The organism is Coprococcus sp. RTP21428st1_C9_RTP21428_210409, from assembly GCF_040227395.1.
In the GTDB taxonomy this organism is placed as follows: domain Bacteria; phylum Bacillota; class Clostridia; order Lachnospirales; family Lachnospiraceae; genus Coprococcus; species Coprococcus aceti.
Window position 1 is genome coordinate 1 of record NZ_JBEHVV010000061.1, and the last position, 16,920, is coordinate 16,920.

The window sequence follows — 16,920 nt, forward strand, 5'->3', positions numbered from 1 at the left end:
GACCTGTACACATCACAGATGCAGTTCCAGTTCTGGAACATTACAGTAGATGGTAAACAGTGTGTGCTCAATGTATTACCTGTGAATTCAGATGGTTCGATCAACTGGTCGGGACAGATGTATAATCTAGGTGAGGGAATATACAGGAATTTTGGTGTGTTCGCAGGTTACTATACAGATATAGATGGCGATGTGGCATTTACGGTTTATGATGCAGCACACACTGAGACGGGAAAGGGTGATGAGATAGAGTTTTCAATATCAATGAAGAAACTGGCTGATTATCTGGGTATAAACATTGATCAGGGGGCGACTATCACAGTGTCCAACCCTAATATCGGCGCGCAGGGCGTAACTATAACCGGAACTCCGACAGGTCCGTGGGCAGGGGCAGCTATGGCGATGGCACTTGCAACAGGCGGAGTGTTTGTGTGCAGAAGAAAGAAGAGGTAAACCCTCGTATAATAAAATTACTATGTGAAAAGGAGACAGAACACAGGATGAACATACTGTTGATCGTAACGTTTATTATATGGATATATGTGCTTACGGTTCTAAAACGTGGCAAACTCGAATTCTGGTATTTCATTGCAGGCAGTGTGGGTCTCTTTATATACATGCTTATACTGGTTGAGCCGGTCATTCTTGCCCCACTGCAAAAAGCAGTATCCGCAGTGGCAGGGATGTTTGGGGATATGACTGGAATATACGAGTCTTATTTCAACAAAAATGTAATATTTATATCCACAGGGGATACAAACCTTTCAATGTATATAGACTATGAGTGCTCAGGCATCATAGAGATACTGGCATTTTTGGCGCTCCTGTGGTTTTTTCCTTTGTATCACACATATGAGAAAAGCGTGCTCAGCGTAGTGGGAGGATTTGCGATATTTGTGTCAAATGTACTCAGGATATTTGTGATCTGCCTCATAATATATATGTTTGGAGAAAGTTCATACTTCATTGCCCATACGATAATAGGGCGTCTTGTGTTCTATGCATGCACGGTTGCACTATATTTCTTTGTATTTACAAAGTCGCAGATAATAAGACAGAAGGTTGGAGGTTTTAAGTTTGACGCACATAATGCAGATATTTCATAGTTCTATTATATTCTGGGCAGCCTGGGTCATCATACCTATAGTTATGGAGATCATTCCGACCATAGGCAACTTTGTGATACTGATAAAGAAAAAGATAGTGTCACATAAGGAGAAGGCAGTAAACTTTTCACCTGAGATAACCATGATAATACCGGTGTACAATCAAGAGCACAGTCTTAGACGGTGTATCAAGTCAATTAATGATTCAAGTTACCCAAATGATAAGATATATATACTTGTCGTCAACAACATGAGTACAGACAGAAGCTTTGAAGTGTTCTGCGAGTGTCAGGAGGAGTTTCCGGAACTTACCATGAACTGGGTAAATTCAAAGCAGGGCAAGTCTAAGGCACTGAACCTTGGGCTTTTCAACAGCTTTGGCAAATATGTGATCCATATAGACAGTGACGGTGTTCTGCAGAGGGATGCCATAAGAAATATGGTCGTAAAGTTTGAGAGAAACGCTGATATTGACTGTATGACGGGTACAATCATGACAAATCCTGAGATGATAGACGAGACAAAGGGATTCGGACTTCGCCTGCTCAGAAAACTTGAGTTTTTTGAGTATGCCCAGGCTTTTCTTGCCGGAAGAAACTTTCAGTCAGAATTCAACAACATATTTACACTTTCCGGTGCTTTTTCAGCGTTCAGACGTTCCACCATCATGAGAACCAATATGTACAATACGGATACAGTGTGCGAGGACACACACGTAACATTTCAGATAAGAGATGTGCTTGGTGAAAGTGTGGTTCTCTGCAGTGAGGCGATATTTTACGTTGATCCGATAGAAGACGTGAACAGATTGTATATCCAGAGGCAGAGATGGCAGCGTGGGGAGATAGAGGTTGTCCATATGTTCATGAAGAACAGAATGAATGTGGTCAGGGGATTTTTCTCGGATTTCATAGTTAGACTTGTCATGTTTGATCATACATTTGCATTTCCGCGAATGATATGGTACTTCGCACTAATATGTCTGGGATTTGTGAATTACCCATTTAGTCTTATCATACAGTCGGTCATCATTATGTACATGCTGTATGTTTTTACCACAGCACTTCTTTATATATGTATAAGCCTGTTTTTAAAGCCCTTTAAAAAGCTTAGAAGATACTATGTGCGAAAAATTTATCTGATATTTCTGCTGCCACTTTACAATTTTGTTGTATTCTGGTTCAGGTTTGCCGGAATAATAAATTCCATGAAGTCAAAGGGCAGCTGGAAGATGCAGACTTTTTCAGATGAAAGGGATACGGCAGTGGGCGTAGTAAGGAGCGATTTTCTGCGGTTTACACACGGACTAGATAAGGTACGCAGATTTGTCAACTATCCTGAGGATGAGCTGGCAGGTGCACATGAGGAGACCAGATGATGGACAGATCTACAGATAAAAATACAGAGAAGAGAAAAGAAAATAAAAAAACGTACAGGGGAAGACTGGTGGCAGCATTTGTAGTTGTTTTGGTCACCACTTTGCTTGAGATCATATATTATGGATACCATATCATGGACAACAGGGACAATGTTGTACATTCGTTTAAGAATGAACAGGACAGCACAGCGCAGATTATTGCAGATGGGCTGGCTGGGAAATCGGAGGATGCGATGATACATTTCATAAGACATTCTGTGCCGGTATCCGGAACTACGTGGGGATTCATTCTCAAAGATGGCAGAGTGCTGTATATGAAGGATGATGATACAACAAAGAATCTGGAGAATATATCATCTAAGGCGGAATTTGAACTCTATATGGAAGATTTGGGCGGAATAGTCAGTGAGGCGTCTGTGTCTGGAACAGAGTATGTGTGTGGTGTATTTACAGACAAAGATTATGTTCTTGAGGAGTATGGAACCTCAAATATGGAATTCTACATTGTGACAGCCGTTATAGCTACGATACTGGTGTTTGGATGTATATTAATTGAATTTGCAGGGAGGATTGGACATGAGGGAAGAAAAGTTATTGCGCTGCAGTCCGATCTTACAGAGCGGAATGAAAAGTTTGATGAGTATGAAAGACTGACAGACCAGTACGAGGAAGAACTCAGAAACAGGGATTTCGATAAGACGGAGATAAAGAGGGAAGGTTACTATGATTTGGAGATAGTTGACACGCTGTTGTCGAAATCTTCGGATACTGAACTTTTTCCGATCACTTTTATGTTCATTCGCGTCAGGATGGGAGACAGGTATTTCTCACGGGATGCCATTTTCAGGATCATGGACTTTATAAAGGGTTCCATGGGAAAAAATCATGTTACAGCGGAACTTTCAAAGGGATATTTCGTGGTGATCATGTACAAGACGGATCTTGCAGCAGCTGAAAAGACGAGAGAGGAAATGCTGTCCAAATGGGAGGCGTTTTCTAAAGGAGCGGAGCTGGAGACTGTACTCAGAGAAGTTGTATCCACGGAAAATCCAAGAAATACATTTTACCATGAGAAGGACAGATTGCTGGACCTTGCGAACTGGTAAGGCGGCTGCAGATGAGAACAAATTCAAATGATGTTGAGTTCAAATGTTTTGAGAGGTGAATTATATGAGGTTCAGACAGTATAAATTCAAATTCTATCTGAATGCCAGACATGGCATATACAAAAATGGAGTCATGGGAGAAATACATCCCCACACATGGGAGATTGTGATAAATGTTGTCAAGGGACGTGATGAGACTGTCAAGTTTCACCATCTTGAACACAGGGTTGAGGAGTTTTTAAGTGCATACCAGGACAAGACGTTAAACGATGTTCCGCCGTTTGATATGATCAATCCGACACTTGAGAATATATGTGAGTATTTCAAGGAAGAACTAACGAAGATATTGAACAGAAACGGTTGGATATTTCTCATGATGGAGATCAGCGAGTCCCCATCGATGTCGTATGTGGTAAGTCTTATCGACGATAGTTACACGGAGGAGATGCAGACGATAAACTCCATAACTGACAGGATACTCAAAGATATAAAGGAAAATGACGAGACCAAATGACAGAAAAGGATAAACTCAGCAGGAGAAAACTTAATATTTATTTCGCTCTTGGTGTGGTTGTCCTTGCCGCACTGGCAGCGGTTGGAGTCATACACTTTAAGAACGTAGTGACTGAACCATCGGGAAATGATGTATGGGGGCATATGTACAAGTCGGAGTATCTCTATAAGGCACTGAAACGTGGACAGATATATCCTCTGTATGACGAGACATGGTATAACGGAATCCAGTTATACAGGTACTGGCCGCCTCTTTCATATTATATAACAGCACTTCTCATGTGTTTCACGGGGGGAAATGTGATAAATGCATATTACCTCTTGTTCGGCGTGTATATATTCTTCGGCGGACTGGCATTTCTGCTCATCGGCAGAAGAATCGGAAGGCCTGTATTTGGAACAGCACTTGCTGTGCTGTGGTTCTTCATGCCTGAAAATGCGAGAATGTACATTGATGAGGGCAATATGCCGAGAATGGTCGTGTCCTTCCTTCTCCCATATCTCATATATTTTATCTGGGTGTATCTCAGGGAAGAGAAGAGATGGGCACTTGCCGGGATTCTCATATTTACAATGCTCATAACCGTTACCCATATCATGATGATAGCTATGATCGGAATAGGAACTTTCTTGTTTTTGTTGTTCGATCATCACAGGAAAATGGGTATAAGACGTCAGGTGATCATCCTGCTCACGATGATATGTGGCATACTCATCATGGGAGTGTGGCTTGTGCCATCACTTTCGGGCGGAATATCATCCATGGATTCCGAGGCAGCATCAGATGTAATGACGATGTGGATGTCTGATCTTTCTTCATCGCTCAATCCGTTAAACCGTATAAATGGAGATATCGGCGCATTTTATTTTGGAATATCCGTTGTCCTGCTCTCCATAGCGGGAATTTTGCTTGCAGATAACAAGAAAAAATCAGGATTTATCCTGGCTCTTGTAATCCTTGTGCTCACGACACCGGATGTTCTGCCGATACTTCGAAAGATGCCGATGAGTCAGGCACTCTGGATGACGCGATTTACAGTTATAGCATATGGATTTTTCTTCCTGTCGCTCATAGAGTGGGAGCGGCTCAGAAAGCCATTTGTGATTGCCTCGGTGATCATACTTGTGGTGGATGCGATACCGTCATTCACATTTGAGAGGTACAGCGTTCCGGCAAATGATGACGGTGTGGCTGTGGCGGGCCTTTTGAGGGATAACACAAGTCAGAGGGCATCGCTCATGGATCTTTCAAGTCTCGGTTCCTATCCATCGTACGGAGTGTGTACAGATGGGGGGGCGTCATATACATTTGGATGGGCATGGCAGGGGGCTGCGACCGCTGACAACATAATGCTGCTCAACCAGGCACTTGAGAATGAACAGTATGATTATCTGTTTGACAGATCGGTCGAGCTTGGAGACGATACAGTTGCAATTGACAGAAAGTATATAGGTGCAAAGGGAAAGACTCTCGATGATGTCACTGCAAGCGCAAAGAAGAGTGGCTACACGTTGACATATGAGTCGGATAAGGTGTGCCTGTTTAAGCTTGATGGTCCGGAGAAGTTCGGTGTTGTCACGCAGTATGATGGCATTGTCATAGGTGACTATGCGGATGGGATAACCCTTGCATTTCCTTCTTTTAAGGCAGGAATGTCCTCAAATATAGAGGATTATTCTACGGACGAACTGAAAAGCTACCATACTGTAATTTTGACCGGATTCTCATATGACACCAGACAGAAGGCTGAGGAGATGGTGAGATCTCTTGCGGATTCTGGTGTAAATGTTGTCATAGACATGACACATGTCCCAGCGGACAGCGCAACGAGGCAGCATGTATTTCTTGGAGTTACGGATATGTCTGTATCATTAAAGTCCAGCTATCCGATTTTTAGCTATGACGGTGAGCAGATATCTACTACAGGATTTCCTGATGATATGTCAGAGTGGAATACCGGATATATAACCGGAGCCATGAACGTGACAGGTACATTCGCTTATGAGATGGAACAGCTTGCATTTGCAGCCACGGACGAGAACAGTCAGAATATCAAATATGTGGGACTGAATCTTTTGTACTATTATAGTGTGACAGGGGACAGCGGTGCAGAGAAGATAGTTGAGGATATTCTTGGCGTGAGCCCGGAGGATCTTCCTGAGAGAACGCTGATTCCTATAAGTAGTGAGATAACGGACGGTGGAATGGTGATAACAGTAAATGATGCTCCGGCAGATATTGCTGATGGAGCCGTGATAAATACTACTCTTGCATATCAGGATATTTTCGTATCTGATTCGGAGATAATGGATGAAAATAATATGCTGTGTGTTGGAACAGGAGTGACAAACATAAAGTTTAAATATCCATTATTTTGGCCAGGAGTGTTGGTGAGTATAGTAGGATTTTGTGGAATGAGTGCAATATGGATACTAGCGTGTAAAGATTACGGAAAGAAAAAAGATTGACAATTTACAAATAATAGTTGTTATATAATAGCTATGTATATAACACGGGGGAAGAAAGATATGTCAGCAAACAGCAGGAACAGAACTGAATATGAGATAAGCAAAGCCAGGAGGAGATTCGCTATCATCTTCCTGGCTGCTGTTGTTGCCACAGCAGGTATGATATCTTTTATCATAACAAAACAGGCAGTTGATAATATGAGAAGCAAGATAGTGAATCTTATATCGTCTAACAACCAACAGCTTGGATACAACGTCGACAATTATCTTGTCGGTATAGAAGATACAGTGGCTCTTTTTTTCTCCGATGATCAGCTGTGTGAGTATGATGCCACAGATGATAGTCTGGATGAATTTACCAGAATACAGCAGGAAGCGGCGATTCAGAATAGGATAAGTGACCTTGGTGTGTTTGACAACTTTACAGATTTTGGTGTCGTATATTCCAATGACAAGAGCGTGGGATGGATTTCCAACACAACACTTCAGGCTTTTCCGGATGGAGGAATATATACATATTTTACTGGACATATAAATGACGAGAAGACAATGTCCGGTTGGTTTTTTGATTATTTAAACAGTCCAGACAGGCTTTTCTACGTCAAGAAACTTAATGAAAATGCTGTGATCGTAACTTCTTTCTATAGCAGGGAACTAAGTTCAGTGGTGAATTTAAGTCATGAACTCAAGGATATGAGGGTGTGTCTTGTAAATGATTCCGAGGAAGTTGCGTATTCAAATAATGCAAAATGCGTTGGAGAAAAAATTGAAGTGAACCTTCCAAAGGAAAATGACGACTTCGAATATCAGACAAATTCGGATGGATATGTTATATCCGTAGCACAATGTTCAAATGGCTGGAGAGTAGTGTCTTACATAGGTGAATCTGAGATATTCAAAGAAGTAGGGAGATTGAAATTGTATTCATTTGTAGCAACTCTTGTGCTGGCTTTATTGGTTGTTGTGACAGGAAGCATTGTATTGAAAAGAATATATACACCTGTTTCCGGAGCTATTGAGGAATTAAAGCAAAAGGCTGAATATGACCAGCTTACAGGACTTATGAATAAAGCTTCGTTTGGAGAAGTTGTTGGATCCTGTCTTGAGGAAAAGTCAGAAACAGTCACACATGTGTTTATAATGATAGATATGGACAATTTTAAAAAGGTAAATGATACTTTGGGTCATGGAGAAGGGGATGTGGTTCTGTCTAAAACTGCTGAACTCTTCACAAAAATGCTTGGAGCAGATTCCGTGATCGGACGGGTAGGTGGTGATGAGTTTGCAGTGTACAGGAAGTTTACTGGATGGACTTTGGAAAGTGTTAGAAAGAAAATGGAATTTGAGCTGAGACTGTTGGCTGAAGATTTTACCAGAACGATTTCGAAACAATATACTGAATGTAATCTTTCGTTATCAGCAGGTGTTTACATAGTAGATGGAGAGAACTCATCTGATTATGAAAGCATGATGAAGAAGGCTGATACCGCTTTGTATAAATCAAAGAGAAACGGAAAAAGTCAGTATAGCTGGTTCGTTGATAATCAGGATTGATCAGAGGTGAAACAGATGAAACATATAATTAAAAATCACAAAAGAGGATTATCGGTTTTGATGATGCTTTTTTTGCTTTTTGTAATTAGTGGTTGCGGAGAGCAAAAAACAGATATGGCTGTCGGGGATACGATAACTATAGAATATTCCTGGTGGGGCGATGATAGTAGAAACCAGTACACACTGGATGCTGTTGATATATTTGAAAAAGAAAATCCAGAAATAAACGTCAAATGCAAATATGGTGTGTGGAATGGATACGAGAAAAGACAGCATATATATATGAAATCACAGGAGACTCCGGATGTTATGCTCATAAATTATGGCTGGCTTGATACATATTCTTCTGACGGATCTGGCTTTTATGATCTTAATACGCTTTCGGATTATATTGATTTTGAAAACTATACTGAAGAAGAGCTTGCCTTTGGAACAAAAAATGGAAAATTAAATGCTGTTCCTATCGCGTTCAATACGGAGACTTTTTATTATAATGAGACTCTTTGGAACTCATATGGACTTAGTATTCCCAGAACATGGGATGACTTGTTTGATGCAGCCAGAATCATGAGCAAAGATGGGGTATATCCTCTGGGCATGACAAAAAAATCATTATTTTTTATGCTGCTTTCACATTATATACAGACAACCGGAAATGATCCGGTCAAATCTGATGGCACATTGAATCTGAATAAGGAACAGATAGGTGACATGTTGGATTTTTATAAGGAACTACTTGATAAAAAAGTCTTAATGTCTGTAGATTCATTTAACAGGAATGCTTTTGCCAGCGGTGAGGTTGGCGGCACTCTTGCGTGGGTAAGTGATGCAGGAGGATATTGTGATCCTTTGAAGGAAAATGGATATGATGTAAAAATAGGAGAATACATATGTGAGCCGGGGGCAAAATCTTTAGGCTGGTTTGTTAAACCTGCAACAATGTATGCGATAAGTAATAATACTGAACACCCAGAAGCGGCCGCAAAGCTGTTGAATTATCTGTTGAACGGTGAGGAAATGACTTTAAGACAGGGAACAGAAAAGGGTGTTCCGATCAGCAGTTCGGCACTTGCTGTTCTTGATGAGCATGATATGCTGACTGGATTTGAGGTACAGGCAGATGCTATGAGAAAAGAAAACAGCGACAAATTGTCGATTATGGCACCGATATTGGAATCTGAGGATGTGTATGGATCATTTAAATCAGATTCTGACTATTATCTGTACGATAAGTTGAGTCGTGATGAGACTATAGACAGAATTTATAGCGATATGTATAATAAATAAAATAGTTGACAAAATGATCGATTTGTTTTAACATAACGGTGTTATTAAACGTAACACTGTTATGTTATTTTATATTATAATTAAATGGGTGAGGATTATGGCAAAGAAAATACAACATGACAGCGAGACGAGGAAAGAACTTCTAAAGTGTGCCAAGGAAGAGTTCGTGGATAAGGGATTTATGGGTGCGTCACTTAGAAATATATGTCAGAAGGCAGGAGTTACAACCGGAGCTTTATATTTCTTTTTTAAGGATAAGGACGATCTGTTCTGCAATGTTGTGGGACACATGATGGACAGACTCAACGCTGTGTTGACCGAGCATTTTTCCGTTGAGGTGGACGAGATGAACAATGGCATGGCATCAGACCACAATGAGGACAGTGATTTTGAGTCGGCCAGGAACATAGTGCATGAGATTTATATGCATAGAGAAGAAGTGCTTCTTGTTCTTACGAAGTCACAGGGATCCAGCATGGAGAGCATGCCAGACAATATAGTGGATCAGATGGATGCACACAATGCATTTATATGTGAGGCGATGTGCAGGGCTTATGGAACACCGATGGTTGACAGGAATGTGGTACATTGGATGTCTCATTCACAGATTGATATGTTTATATTCATGGTGACACATATTGACAATGAGAAGGATGCCTTGAAGTTCGTTGAGACAGGTATGAAATATCTGATCTCAGGCTGGTATGGCCTGGTTAAGCCGTGGCAGGATCCAGAATAAGATTTGACCGGAATAGAAAATTGAAAACAGTAAAATGAAAAATGTGGTACAGGGGAATCAAATTCCCATTATGTCTTATTACAGGTCTTCCGAATTACAGGGAAGACCTAAAAAAAGGCTTAAACCATAACAGCGTTATGTATGCAAATGAACATTTGAATAGCTACTAAAGTGTAATGGATTGCTATAAAAAATAAAGTAAATGAAAATTAGAACAACGAGGATATCATAAAGGAGGAAAAATTATGTATTTGGAAGTGTCAGGAGTAAAGAAGAGCTATGGAGAGGGTGGAAGCTATGTGCAGGTGCTTAAAGGTATAAACACAGGTGTTGAAAAAGGACAGATGTGTGTTATACAGGGAACGTCAGGTTCAGGTAAGTCAACACTTCTGAACTGTATAGGTGGTCTTGATACCATGGATTCAGGTTCGATAAAGGTTGACGGCACAGAGATATTTGGCATGACAAGCGACCAGCTTTCAGATTACAGACGAGATAATCTGGGATTCATATTTCAGTTCTACAATCTAGTTCCAAACCTCACGGTGAGAGAGAACATACAGGTATGTGAGTATCTGACTGATGATCCGCTTCCTATGGATGACCTGATCGAGACACTGGGACTTACGGAGCATCAGAACAAGTTCCCTTCACAGCTCTCAGGTGGACAGCAGCAGAGATGTGCTATAGCGAGAGCTCTGGTTAAAAATCCAAAACTCCTCCTCTGTGATGAACCGACAGGAGCTCTTGACTCCAAGACATCCAGAGATATTCTTGTTCTTCTCGAGGAGATAAATGCGAAGTATGGAACGACCATGCTGATAGTAACACATAACAATTCCATCAAGAATATGGTTCACAAGGTTATCTTCATAAAGGATGGCCTTATAAGCAAGGAGTATGAGAACGAAGTGAGAGTTCCAGCGTCAGAATTGGAGGATTTGTAATATGCAGAAGGTTTTGAGAAAAAGGGTTCTGAGGGATCTGAAGAATAATCTGTTCAGATACATAGCACTTGCATTTCTTATCATCATGGGTATGTATGTCATTGTCTCGCTGATAGGAGCCGGATATGCGATCATTGACAATGGCGAGACACATGACGAGGCAAATAAGATAGAGGATGGTCAGTTTTCCGTATTCGTTCCACTGAGCGATGATGAGATCTCCCAGCTTGAGGATGCTGGCGCAGAGGTTGAGGGGATGTTCTACGAGGACTACGAGGTCATGGATGGCAAGACATTGAGGGTATTTGCCAACAGGGAGAACATAGATCTTGTGGAATGTGATGAGGGAAATCTTGCGGAGGCTGATGATGAGATAGTTGTTGAGAAGAGATTCAGTCAGGTAAATGATGTGTCGGTTGGAGATACGATACAGATAGCAGGAAATGACTTCAAGGTGACAGGAATAGGAACATCCCCTGATTACAATGCTCTTTTCAAGGAGATGTCAGATACTGTAGTTGACAGCAAGGTGTTCGGAACAGTATTTGTCACAGAGAACGCATATGAGAAACTTCATTCGACAGGCGAGAGTGTCAAGACGGAGACTTATCTGTATGCGTTCAGACTTAAGGGCAAGACCACCTGTGATGATGTGAAGGATGCTCTTGGGGACATTAAGGTCGACACAGATAGGATAGATGATGAGTATTTCCAGGAATACTGGGATAGAACTGGCGCAGCCATAAATGATTTCAAGGATGGCATAAAGGAACTTAAGTCAGGTGCAAATGAGCTTGCGGATGGACTCGGAGAACTCACTGACAACAACAGAAAGCTAAACAATGCGGCACAGGAGCTGTTTGATGCATATCTTGAGCAGGCGGCTTCGTCTCTGTCAGCGTTCGGCCTTGACACAGAACTCACAGAGGATAATTACAGCGACGAGATGAAGAAGATCGCCGACAGCCAGGGCGGAGTAGTGGCGATGAGCATCGAGAGTGCTCTGAGTGACATCGATAGCATCAAGGCATTCAAGGACGGTATTAAGGACTATACCGATGGAGCTGCAGAGGCAAAGGATGGCTCGGATGAACTGGCGGATGGAATGGCAGAGCTCAAGAAGGAGACTGATTCATTCCTCAAGGATTATGACACAGATCTTGCCAACATCACATCATTTGTGACAAGTGATGACAACCCGAGAACAGGTGGAGCCGCTGACGACCAGCAGATCAATGTACAGGCGGGATATTTCTTCGGAGTGCTTCTCATGCTCCTGTTCACATATGTCATATCGGTATTCGTTGTACATGGAATAGAGAAGGAGAGCAGCGTCATAGGCGCGCTCTATGCCCTTGGTGTCAAGAGAAGAGATCTCATGATGCACTACCTTACACTTCCGGTCATAGTCACAACAGTTGCAGGCATAATCGGTTTCCTGATCGGGATAAGTAATGTGGGAATCCCTGTGCAGATGGCAGATGCATATGCGTATTATTCGATCCCTGATATGGATGTAAAGATTCCGCCGATTCTTGTAGTGTACGGTATCGTGATGCCGCCACTGGCAGCGATAGTTGTAAACTATTTTGTTATAAGAAAGAAGCTCTCACAGACGGCTCTTTCACTCATAAAAAATGAGGTCAAGCAGCCGAAGGGCAGCAATGTCGATCTAGGAGACATGGGATTTGTCGGAAGATTCAGAGTCAGGCAGATGCTCAGAGAGATGAGAACAGGATTGACCGTTGTGATCGGAATGTTCATAGCCCTCATATGCCTGATGTTAAGTCTTAACACTGCAACTTTCTGTTCAAAGGTCAAGAAGCAGAATGTGGAGGATACCCATTATGAATATATGTATACATACAAATATCCTACAGAGAATCCTCCAGAGGGCGGTGAGGCAGCGTATGCAAAGACTCTGAAGAAAGAGATATACGGTTACAACTGGGATGTGACAGTTCTTGGACTTTCAAAGAATACTAAGTATTTTGATGTTGACCTTAAGGATGGCAAGAACAGAGTTGCCATATCATCATCATTTGCTGAGAAATATGGTTATGGTGTGGGTGACGAAATCGTGCTCCACGACGAGGAGAATGATATAGATTATGGCTTTACAGTGGACAGTGTGACACAGTATACTCCGGCATTTTATGTTTTCATGACTATAGATGATGCAAGGGAACTGTTCGGAGCTGGAAGTAATGAGTACAATGTAGTGTTTGCAGACAAGGACCTGGGGGTTGATCCTGCAAGACTTTACGCAACCACAACAAAGGCCGATATAGAGTCGGCTGCCGGAATATTTGCAGATCAGATGAGAAGTATGGTTGTTATGATAGTTATTATCTCGACACTTATATTCGTAGTGGTAATGTATTTGATGATGAAGGTCATGATTGACAGATCAGCATTCTCAATTTCATTGATAAAGGTGTTTGGTTTCAGGACGAAGGAGATCAGAAAGCTATATCTTGATGGCAATTTCTTCATAATCGCAATCGGAGCAGCAATATGCCTGCCACTTGCAAAGCTCATAATGAGTGCAGTGTATCCTTCTCTGGTGTCAAATGTAAACTGCGGTGTCAAGCTGACATTTGCCCCGTGGCTCTGGGCTGCGCTTTACGGCGGAATACTTGTCCTGTATTTTATAATCAACAGAGTTCTGGTCGGCAGATTGAACAAGATCGTGCCGGCTGAGGTGCTGAAGAACAGAGAGTAAGAAAAAAATAGATTATGGCAAAAATGTAAAAGCGTAGGTGAATTGTTTTCACCTGCGCTTTTTCTTATCTATAACATAATATGAAACAAATAATTTATTCAGAATCGTTGGTAGATAAATCTGATTTAGCAAATCCTCGAGCGTAGTACATAAAAAGTTTTTTGTCAGATTTTGATAATTTGTTGTATAGAGATAATAACTCTTGCTCATCTTCTGTTAGGCTCATATAAGGAATGTTTTCAGCATGTTTGTCGGAGAAAAAATCAGACATGGAGATATTTAATCCGGAACAAATCTTTTCTAATGTAGGAATTGTGGGCTGTGTGTTCTTCAAGAACATTGAGTTTAAAGAAGAGTAAGGAATATCAGCTTCTTTTGCCAATTTGTAGATAGACCAGTTCCTTAATTTCATATATGTTTCTATTTTTTTTAGAATTTCGTTGTTATTCATATATTCTACCTCGCATGATAATTATTTTACAGTTTCATGAAATGAAAGTTAGATATATAAATACGTTATAAAGGTTGAAAATATGACGTATATTCGTTATAATGCTTATAAGTTAAATTTTAACGATGAAGTGAGGAGAGTATATGAATAGGGAAAAAAATAAAACAGTTGTGACAGTGCTAACAATAAATGTTGTAGTTATTATAGTTATAGGGTTGATTGTAGTTGGATACTTCTATAAAAAAAGATATGACATTTCTGAACTATATATGAGGATTACTCCTGAAAAAATAGAAAGAGATATAAAAGACTTCGAAGTAAGTGGCTCATTGATGGGCAACTATAAAGATGTAGATGGATTTGGGGAGGGGCATATAACAGACTATGAGATAACCACAAGTGAAAATCAAATAAAAGTAAATTGTGAATTTTCATATGAAAGCAGTCTGGGAAAACTGTATGTAGATAATATTAGATTTAATTATAAAGTTAAGGGATTATTTAACACAACATATTATTTGGTATGGGCTAATGCAGAATATACATCATCTAAATTTGAATATAATAAGTCTCCATATCTGACACCAAGACAACTTCTGAATTATATCAATCGTCAACAGGGAACGGATTATGCAAATGTTGAAACGGTCATGCTTGTAAGTGCTGGTGAACAAATAGATATGTACAATCCTGATTACGATTTTTATTATTGTGTAGATGAACTTGATGCTTTGGAGTATTATGTTCAATTTTGGCATAATGATCTTACAACAGATTATATTTATGTAACAGTTGACTGGAATGAGAATTCAGAAGATTGGGATGTTGTAGCATCACAGACTTCTACCAAAAAAATTCATTCTGATTTTTTGATGCTTGGTATGACAAAATATATGAGGGCAGATGGATATCTTGATGATTCTCAGATGGATACTGTTTGTGATGTAAACAATCAAATTCTGAGAAATCTTAATGAATAGGGGGATGGGAATGAAAAGTAAAGTAATAATTTTATCTGTGCTGTGTGTGATTACTTTGCCTCTGTTGTATGGATGTACAACTGTAAAACAGGCAAAAGAAGAAACAGAAAATTATGTTGAATCATACAATTCCGGGAGTATAGATTATGAGGCTGCAGTAGATGGATTGTCTGGAATTGAGACGGATAATCAGGAAGTTGAACAATATATAACTCAGAAAAAAGCAGATTTAGCGGATCTAAGAAAGTCAAAGCTCAATTATGATAAAGCAGAGGAATTATATAATTCAGAAAAATATGGTGCGGCAATTCCCTACTATGAAAAAGTATCTGTAAATGATACTAATTACGATGATTCTCAAAATAAGATAAAGGAATCTGAGACAAAATTTATAGAGATGACTGTAGCTGAGGCAGAAATATACGTTAAAGATAAAAAATATCTTAAGGCAATAGATGTATATAAGAGCGCTATGAAAGTGTATGATGATGGGTCACTTAGCGGAAAAATAGAAGATGTGGAAAAAACATATAGGGATTATATGGAGAGTGAAGCTGCATCATATGAGAAAGAAAAGGACTGGTCTGATGCAATAGGTATATATGATGAGTTGGAAAATTATTTTAAGGATGACTCATATAAGGTAAAGAAAGCAGAAACTAAAAATGAATGTATTAACGCTGCAATAGATAAGGCAGAAACTCATACAAAAAATAATGAATATGATACAGCAAAAAAAGTAATTAACGATGCAATAAATATAGTTGGTAAAGATGTAGAGTTATTAGATGAGCTTGAAAGAATTTCTAGTTTTGAGCCTGTGTCGCTCTCTGATTTGGATGAATTTTACAAGGATAGCGACATACATAAGTGGGCTGGAATAGATAAGGATAACACTGGAACTTCTTATTCTTCCGGTATATTACTTAGTGAATCTGGAGGATATATGTTTTCAGACTCGGAAAGCAGCGAAATAGAATATTTACTCGGCGGTAAGTATGACAAGTTGTCAGGTAAGGTTGTATTACATTATGACTGTAAGGATAATGCTGAATCCTCTGCGGCTGGTAAAGTAAAAATATATGGCGACGGTGAGCTGCTATATTCATCGGATGTTGTTAAGAGTGGTGTTCTGCCTCAGAATTTTGATTTGAATATAACTGGTGTTAACAGATTAAAAATCGAATTTATATGGATGTTAACGCCGTATGGTTTTGACATGGGTCAAATAGAGATAGGCGTTGTAACTCCTATAGTTCAGAAGAGCTACATGAGTAAAAAATAATAAAAGAATCAAAAAGAGGGGAGGCATACTAGAAACTTATTTATAATTTGAATAATATACGGCAATCTGCTGAGAAAGAGGCGAAGAGATGATGAAATTAAGAAAAACAATAATAGGATCCTGTGCAGTATTAGGAATTGCATTATTGTGCTCCTGTGGAAATAATGGTAAATCAGGTTCTGGAGTGTTATCTACAGAGGTAATAACTGAGGAGACAACGACAGAGGCGACAACAACAGAAGCAACTACAACAGAGGCAACAACAGAAGTGACAACAGAAGAAACCACAACAGAAGTAACAACCACTGAGGTAACCACAACAGAAGCGTCAAATATAATTACAGATAATGGCTCACCTATGTCGTACAAAGAGGCTGTAA

The 16,920-nt window shown here is 40.1% G+C and carries 14 protein-coding genes and 1 pseudogene; 14 read left to right on the top strand and 1 reads right to left on the bottom strand.

What is annotated here, in order from left to right; translation table 11 throughout:
• The 11 genes from ABUA34_RS10955 to ABUA34_RS11005 all read left to right on the top strand — a co-directional run.
• Positions 1-453, top strand: a 453-nt coding sequence (locus tag ABUA34_RS10955; RefSeq protein ID WP_349823298.1) for a Firmicu-CTERM sorting domain-containing protein, incomplete at its 5' end; no start/stop codon positions are given.
• 47 nt (positions 454-500) lie between these two features.
• Entirely contained in the window at positions 501-1,106 is a 606-nt protein-coding gene (gene xrtG, locus ABUA34_RS10960) for an exosortase XrtG (RefSeq protein WP_015535028.1), read from the top strand.
• Positions 1,078-2,484, top strand: coding sequence for a TIGR03111 family XrtG-associated glycosyltransferase (locus ABUA34_RS10965; protein WP_022216359.1), 1,407 nt, complete (start codon positions 1,078-1,080; stop codon positions 2,482-2,484). The genes xrtG and ABUA34_RS10965 overlap by 29 nt, the downstream gene beginning before the upstream one ends.
• Positions 2,484-3,590, top strand: coding sequence for a hypothetical protein (locus ABUA34_RS10970; RefSeq protein ID WP_055222731.1), 1,107 nt, complete (start codon positions 2,484-2,486; stop codon positions 3,588-3,590). Before ABUA34_RS10965 ends, ABUA34_RS10970 begins: the two co-directional genes overlap by 1 nt.
• Before the next feature lie 64 nt (positions 3,591-3,654).
• On the top strand, positions 3,655-4,104 hold the full coding sequence (locus ABUA34_RS10975; RefSeq protein WP_015535025.1) for a 6-carboxytetrahydropterin synthase: 450 nt from the start codon (positions 3,655-3,657) through the stop codon (positions 4,102-4,104).
• On the top strand, positions 4,101-6,572 hold the full coding sequence (locus tag ABUA34_RS10980; RefSeq protein WP_055279922.1) for a 6-pyruvoyl-tetrahydropterin synthase-related protein: 2,472 nt from the start codon (positions 4,101-4,103) through the stop codon (positions 6,570-6,572). Before ABUA34_RS10975 ends, ABUA34_RS10980 begins: the two co-directional genes overlap by 4 nt.
• A gap of 60 nt (positions 6,573-6,632) precedes the next feature.
• Complete coding sequence (locus tag ABUA34_RS10985) at positions 6,633-8,126, top strand: GGDEF domain-containing protein (RefSeq protein WP_349823299.1); 1,494 nt, start codon at positions 6,633-6,635, stop codon at positions 8,124-8,126.
• 15 nt (positions 8,127-8,141) lie between these two features.
• Complete coding sequence (locus ABUA34_RS10990; RefSeq protein ID WP_161171948.1) at positions 8,142-9,413, top strand: ABC transporter substrate-binding protein; 1,272 nt, start codon at positions 8,142-8,144, stop codon at positions 9,411-9,413.
• Between the two features lie 97 nt (positions 9,414-9,510).
• Positions 9,511-10,152: a TetR/AcrR family transcriptional regulator gene (locus ABUA34_RS10995; protein ID WP_161171947.1), complete on the top strand. Its 642-nt coding sequence runs from the start codon at positions 9,511-9,513 to the stop codon at positions 10,150-10,152.
• Between the two features lie 245 nt (positions 10,153-10,397).
• Positions 10,398-11,099 (top strand): ABC transporter ATP-binding protein, encoded by a 702-nt coding sequence (locus tag ABUA34_RS11000; RefSeq protein ID WP_022216366.1) that lies wholly within the window; start codon positions 10,398-10,400, stop codon positions 11,097-11,099.
• Between the two features lies 1 nt (position 11,100).
• Positions 11,101-13,824 (top strand): FtsX-like permease family protein, encoded by a 2,724-nt coding sequence (locus ABUA34_RS11005; protein ID WP_349823300.1) that lies wholly within the window; start codon positions 11,101-11,103, stop codon positions 13,822-13,824.
• 94 nt (positions 13,825-13,918) lie between these two features.
• Here ABUA34_RS11005 and ABUA34_RS11010 read toward each other — a convergent pair whose 3' ends face one another.
• The gene (locus ABUA34_RS11010; RefSeq protein ID WP_055144312.1) at positions 13,919-14,275 is read right to left on the bottom strand and encodes a helix-turn-helix domain-containing protein; all 357 of its coding nucleotides are present in this window, start codon (positions 14,273-14,275) and stop codon (positions 13,919-13,921) included.
• Between the two features lie 143 nt (positions 14,276-14,418).
• Between ABUA34_RS11010 and ABUA34_RS11015 the strand changes: the two genes are divergently transcribed.
• The 3 genes and pseudogenes from ABUA34_RS11015 to ABUA34_RS11025 all read left to right on the top strand — a co-directional run.
• On the top strand, positions 14,419-15,255 hold the full coding sequence (locus ABUA34_RS11015; protein WP_055144314.1) for a hypothetical protein: 837 nt from the start codon (positions 14,419-14,421) through the stop codon (positions 15,253-15,255).
• 10 nt (positions 15,256-15,265) lie between these two features.
• Positions 15,266-16,540, top strand: a complete 1,275-nt coding sequence (locus tag ABUA34_RS11020) for an NPCBM/NEW2 domain-containing protein (RefSeq protein WP_022216369.1) — start codon at positions 15,266-15,268, stop codon at positions 16,538-16,540.
• Between the two features lie 88 nt (positions 16,541-16,628).
• Positions 16,629-16,920 (top strand): annotated as a pseudogene (locus ABUA34_RS11025) (hypothetical protein); the annotation flags it as partial.

What these genes read in the sequence shown, in the direction of transcription:
- xrtG (WP_015535028.1), top strand. Translation starts at nt 501, where the DNA reads ATGAACATACTGTTGATCGTAACGTTTATTATATGGATATATGTGCTT.
- ABUA34_RS10970 (WP_055222731.1), top strand. Translation starts at nt 2,484, where the DNA reads ATGGACAGATCTACAGATAAAAATACAGAGAAGAGAAAAGAAAATAAA.
- ABUA34_RS10975 (WP_015535025.1), top strand. Translation starts at nt 3,655, where the DNA reads ATGAGGTTCAGACAGTATAAATTCAAATTCTATCTGAATGCCAGACAT.
- ABUA34_RS10980 (WP_055279922.1), top strand. Translation starts at nt 4,101, where the DNA reads ATGACAGAAAAGGATAAACTCAGCAGGAGAAAACTTAATATTTATTTC.
- ABUA34_RS10985 (WP_349823299.1), top strand. Translation starts at nt 6,633, where the DNA reads ATGTCAGCAAACAGCAGGAACAGAACTGAATATGAGATAAGCAAAGCC.
- ABUA34_RS10990 (WP_161171948.1), top strand. Translation starts at nt 8,142, where the DNA reads ATGAAACATATAATTAAAAATCACAAAAGAGGATTATCGGTTTTGATG.
- ABUA34_RS10995 (WP_161171947.1), top strand. Translation starts at nt 9,511, where the DNA reads ATGGCAAAGAAAATACAACATGACAGCGAGACGAGGAAAGAACTTCTA.
- ABUA34_RS11000 (WP_022216366.1), top strand. Translation starts at nt 10,398, where the DNA reads ATGTATTTGGAAGTGTCAGGAGTAAAGAAGAGCTATGGAGAGGGTGGA.
- ABUA34_RS11005 (WP_349823300.1), top strand. Translation starts at nt 11,101, where the DNA reads ATGCAGAAGGTTTTGAGAAAAAGGGTTCTGAGGGATCTGAAGAATAAT.
- ABUA34_RS11010 (WP_055144312.1), bottom strand. Translation starts at nt 14,275, where the DNA reads ATGAATAACAACGAAATTCTAAAAAAAATAGAAACATATATGAAATTA.
- ABUA34_RS11015 (WP_055144314.1), top strand. Translation starts at nt 14,419, where the DNA reads ATGAATAGGGAAAAAAATAAAACAGTTGTGACAGTGCTAACAATAAAT.
- ABUA34_RS11020 (WP_022216369.1), top strand. Translation starts at nt 15,266, where the DNA reads ATGAAAAGTAAAGTAATAATTTTATCTGTGCTGTGTGTGATTACTTTG.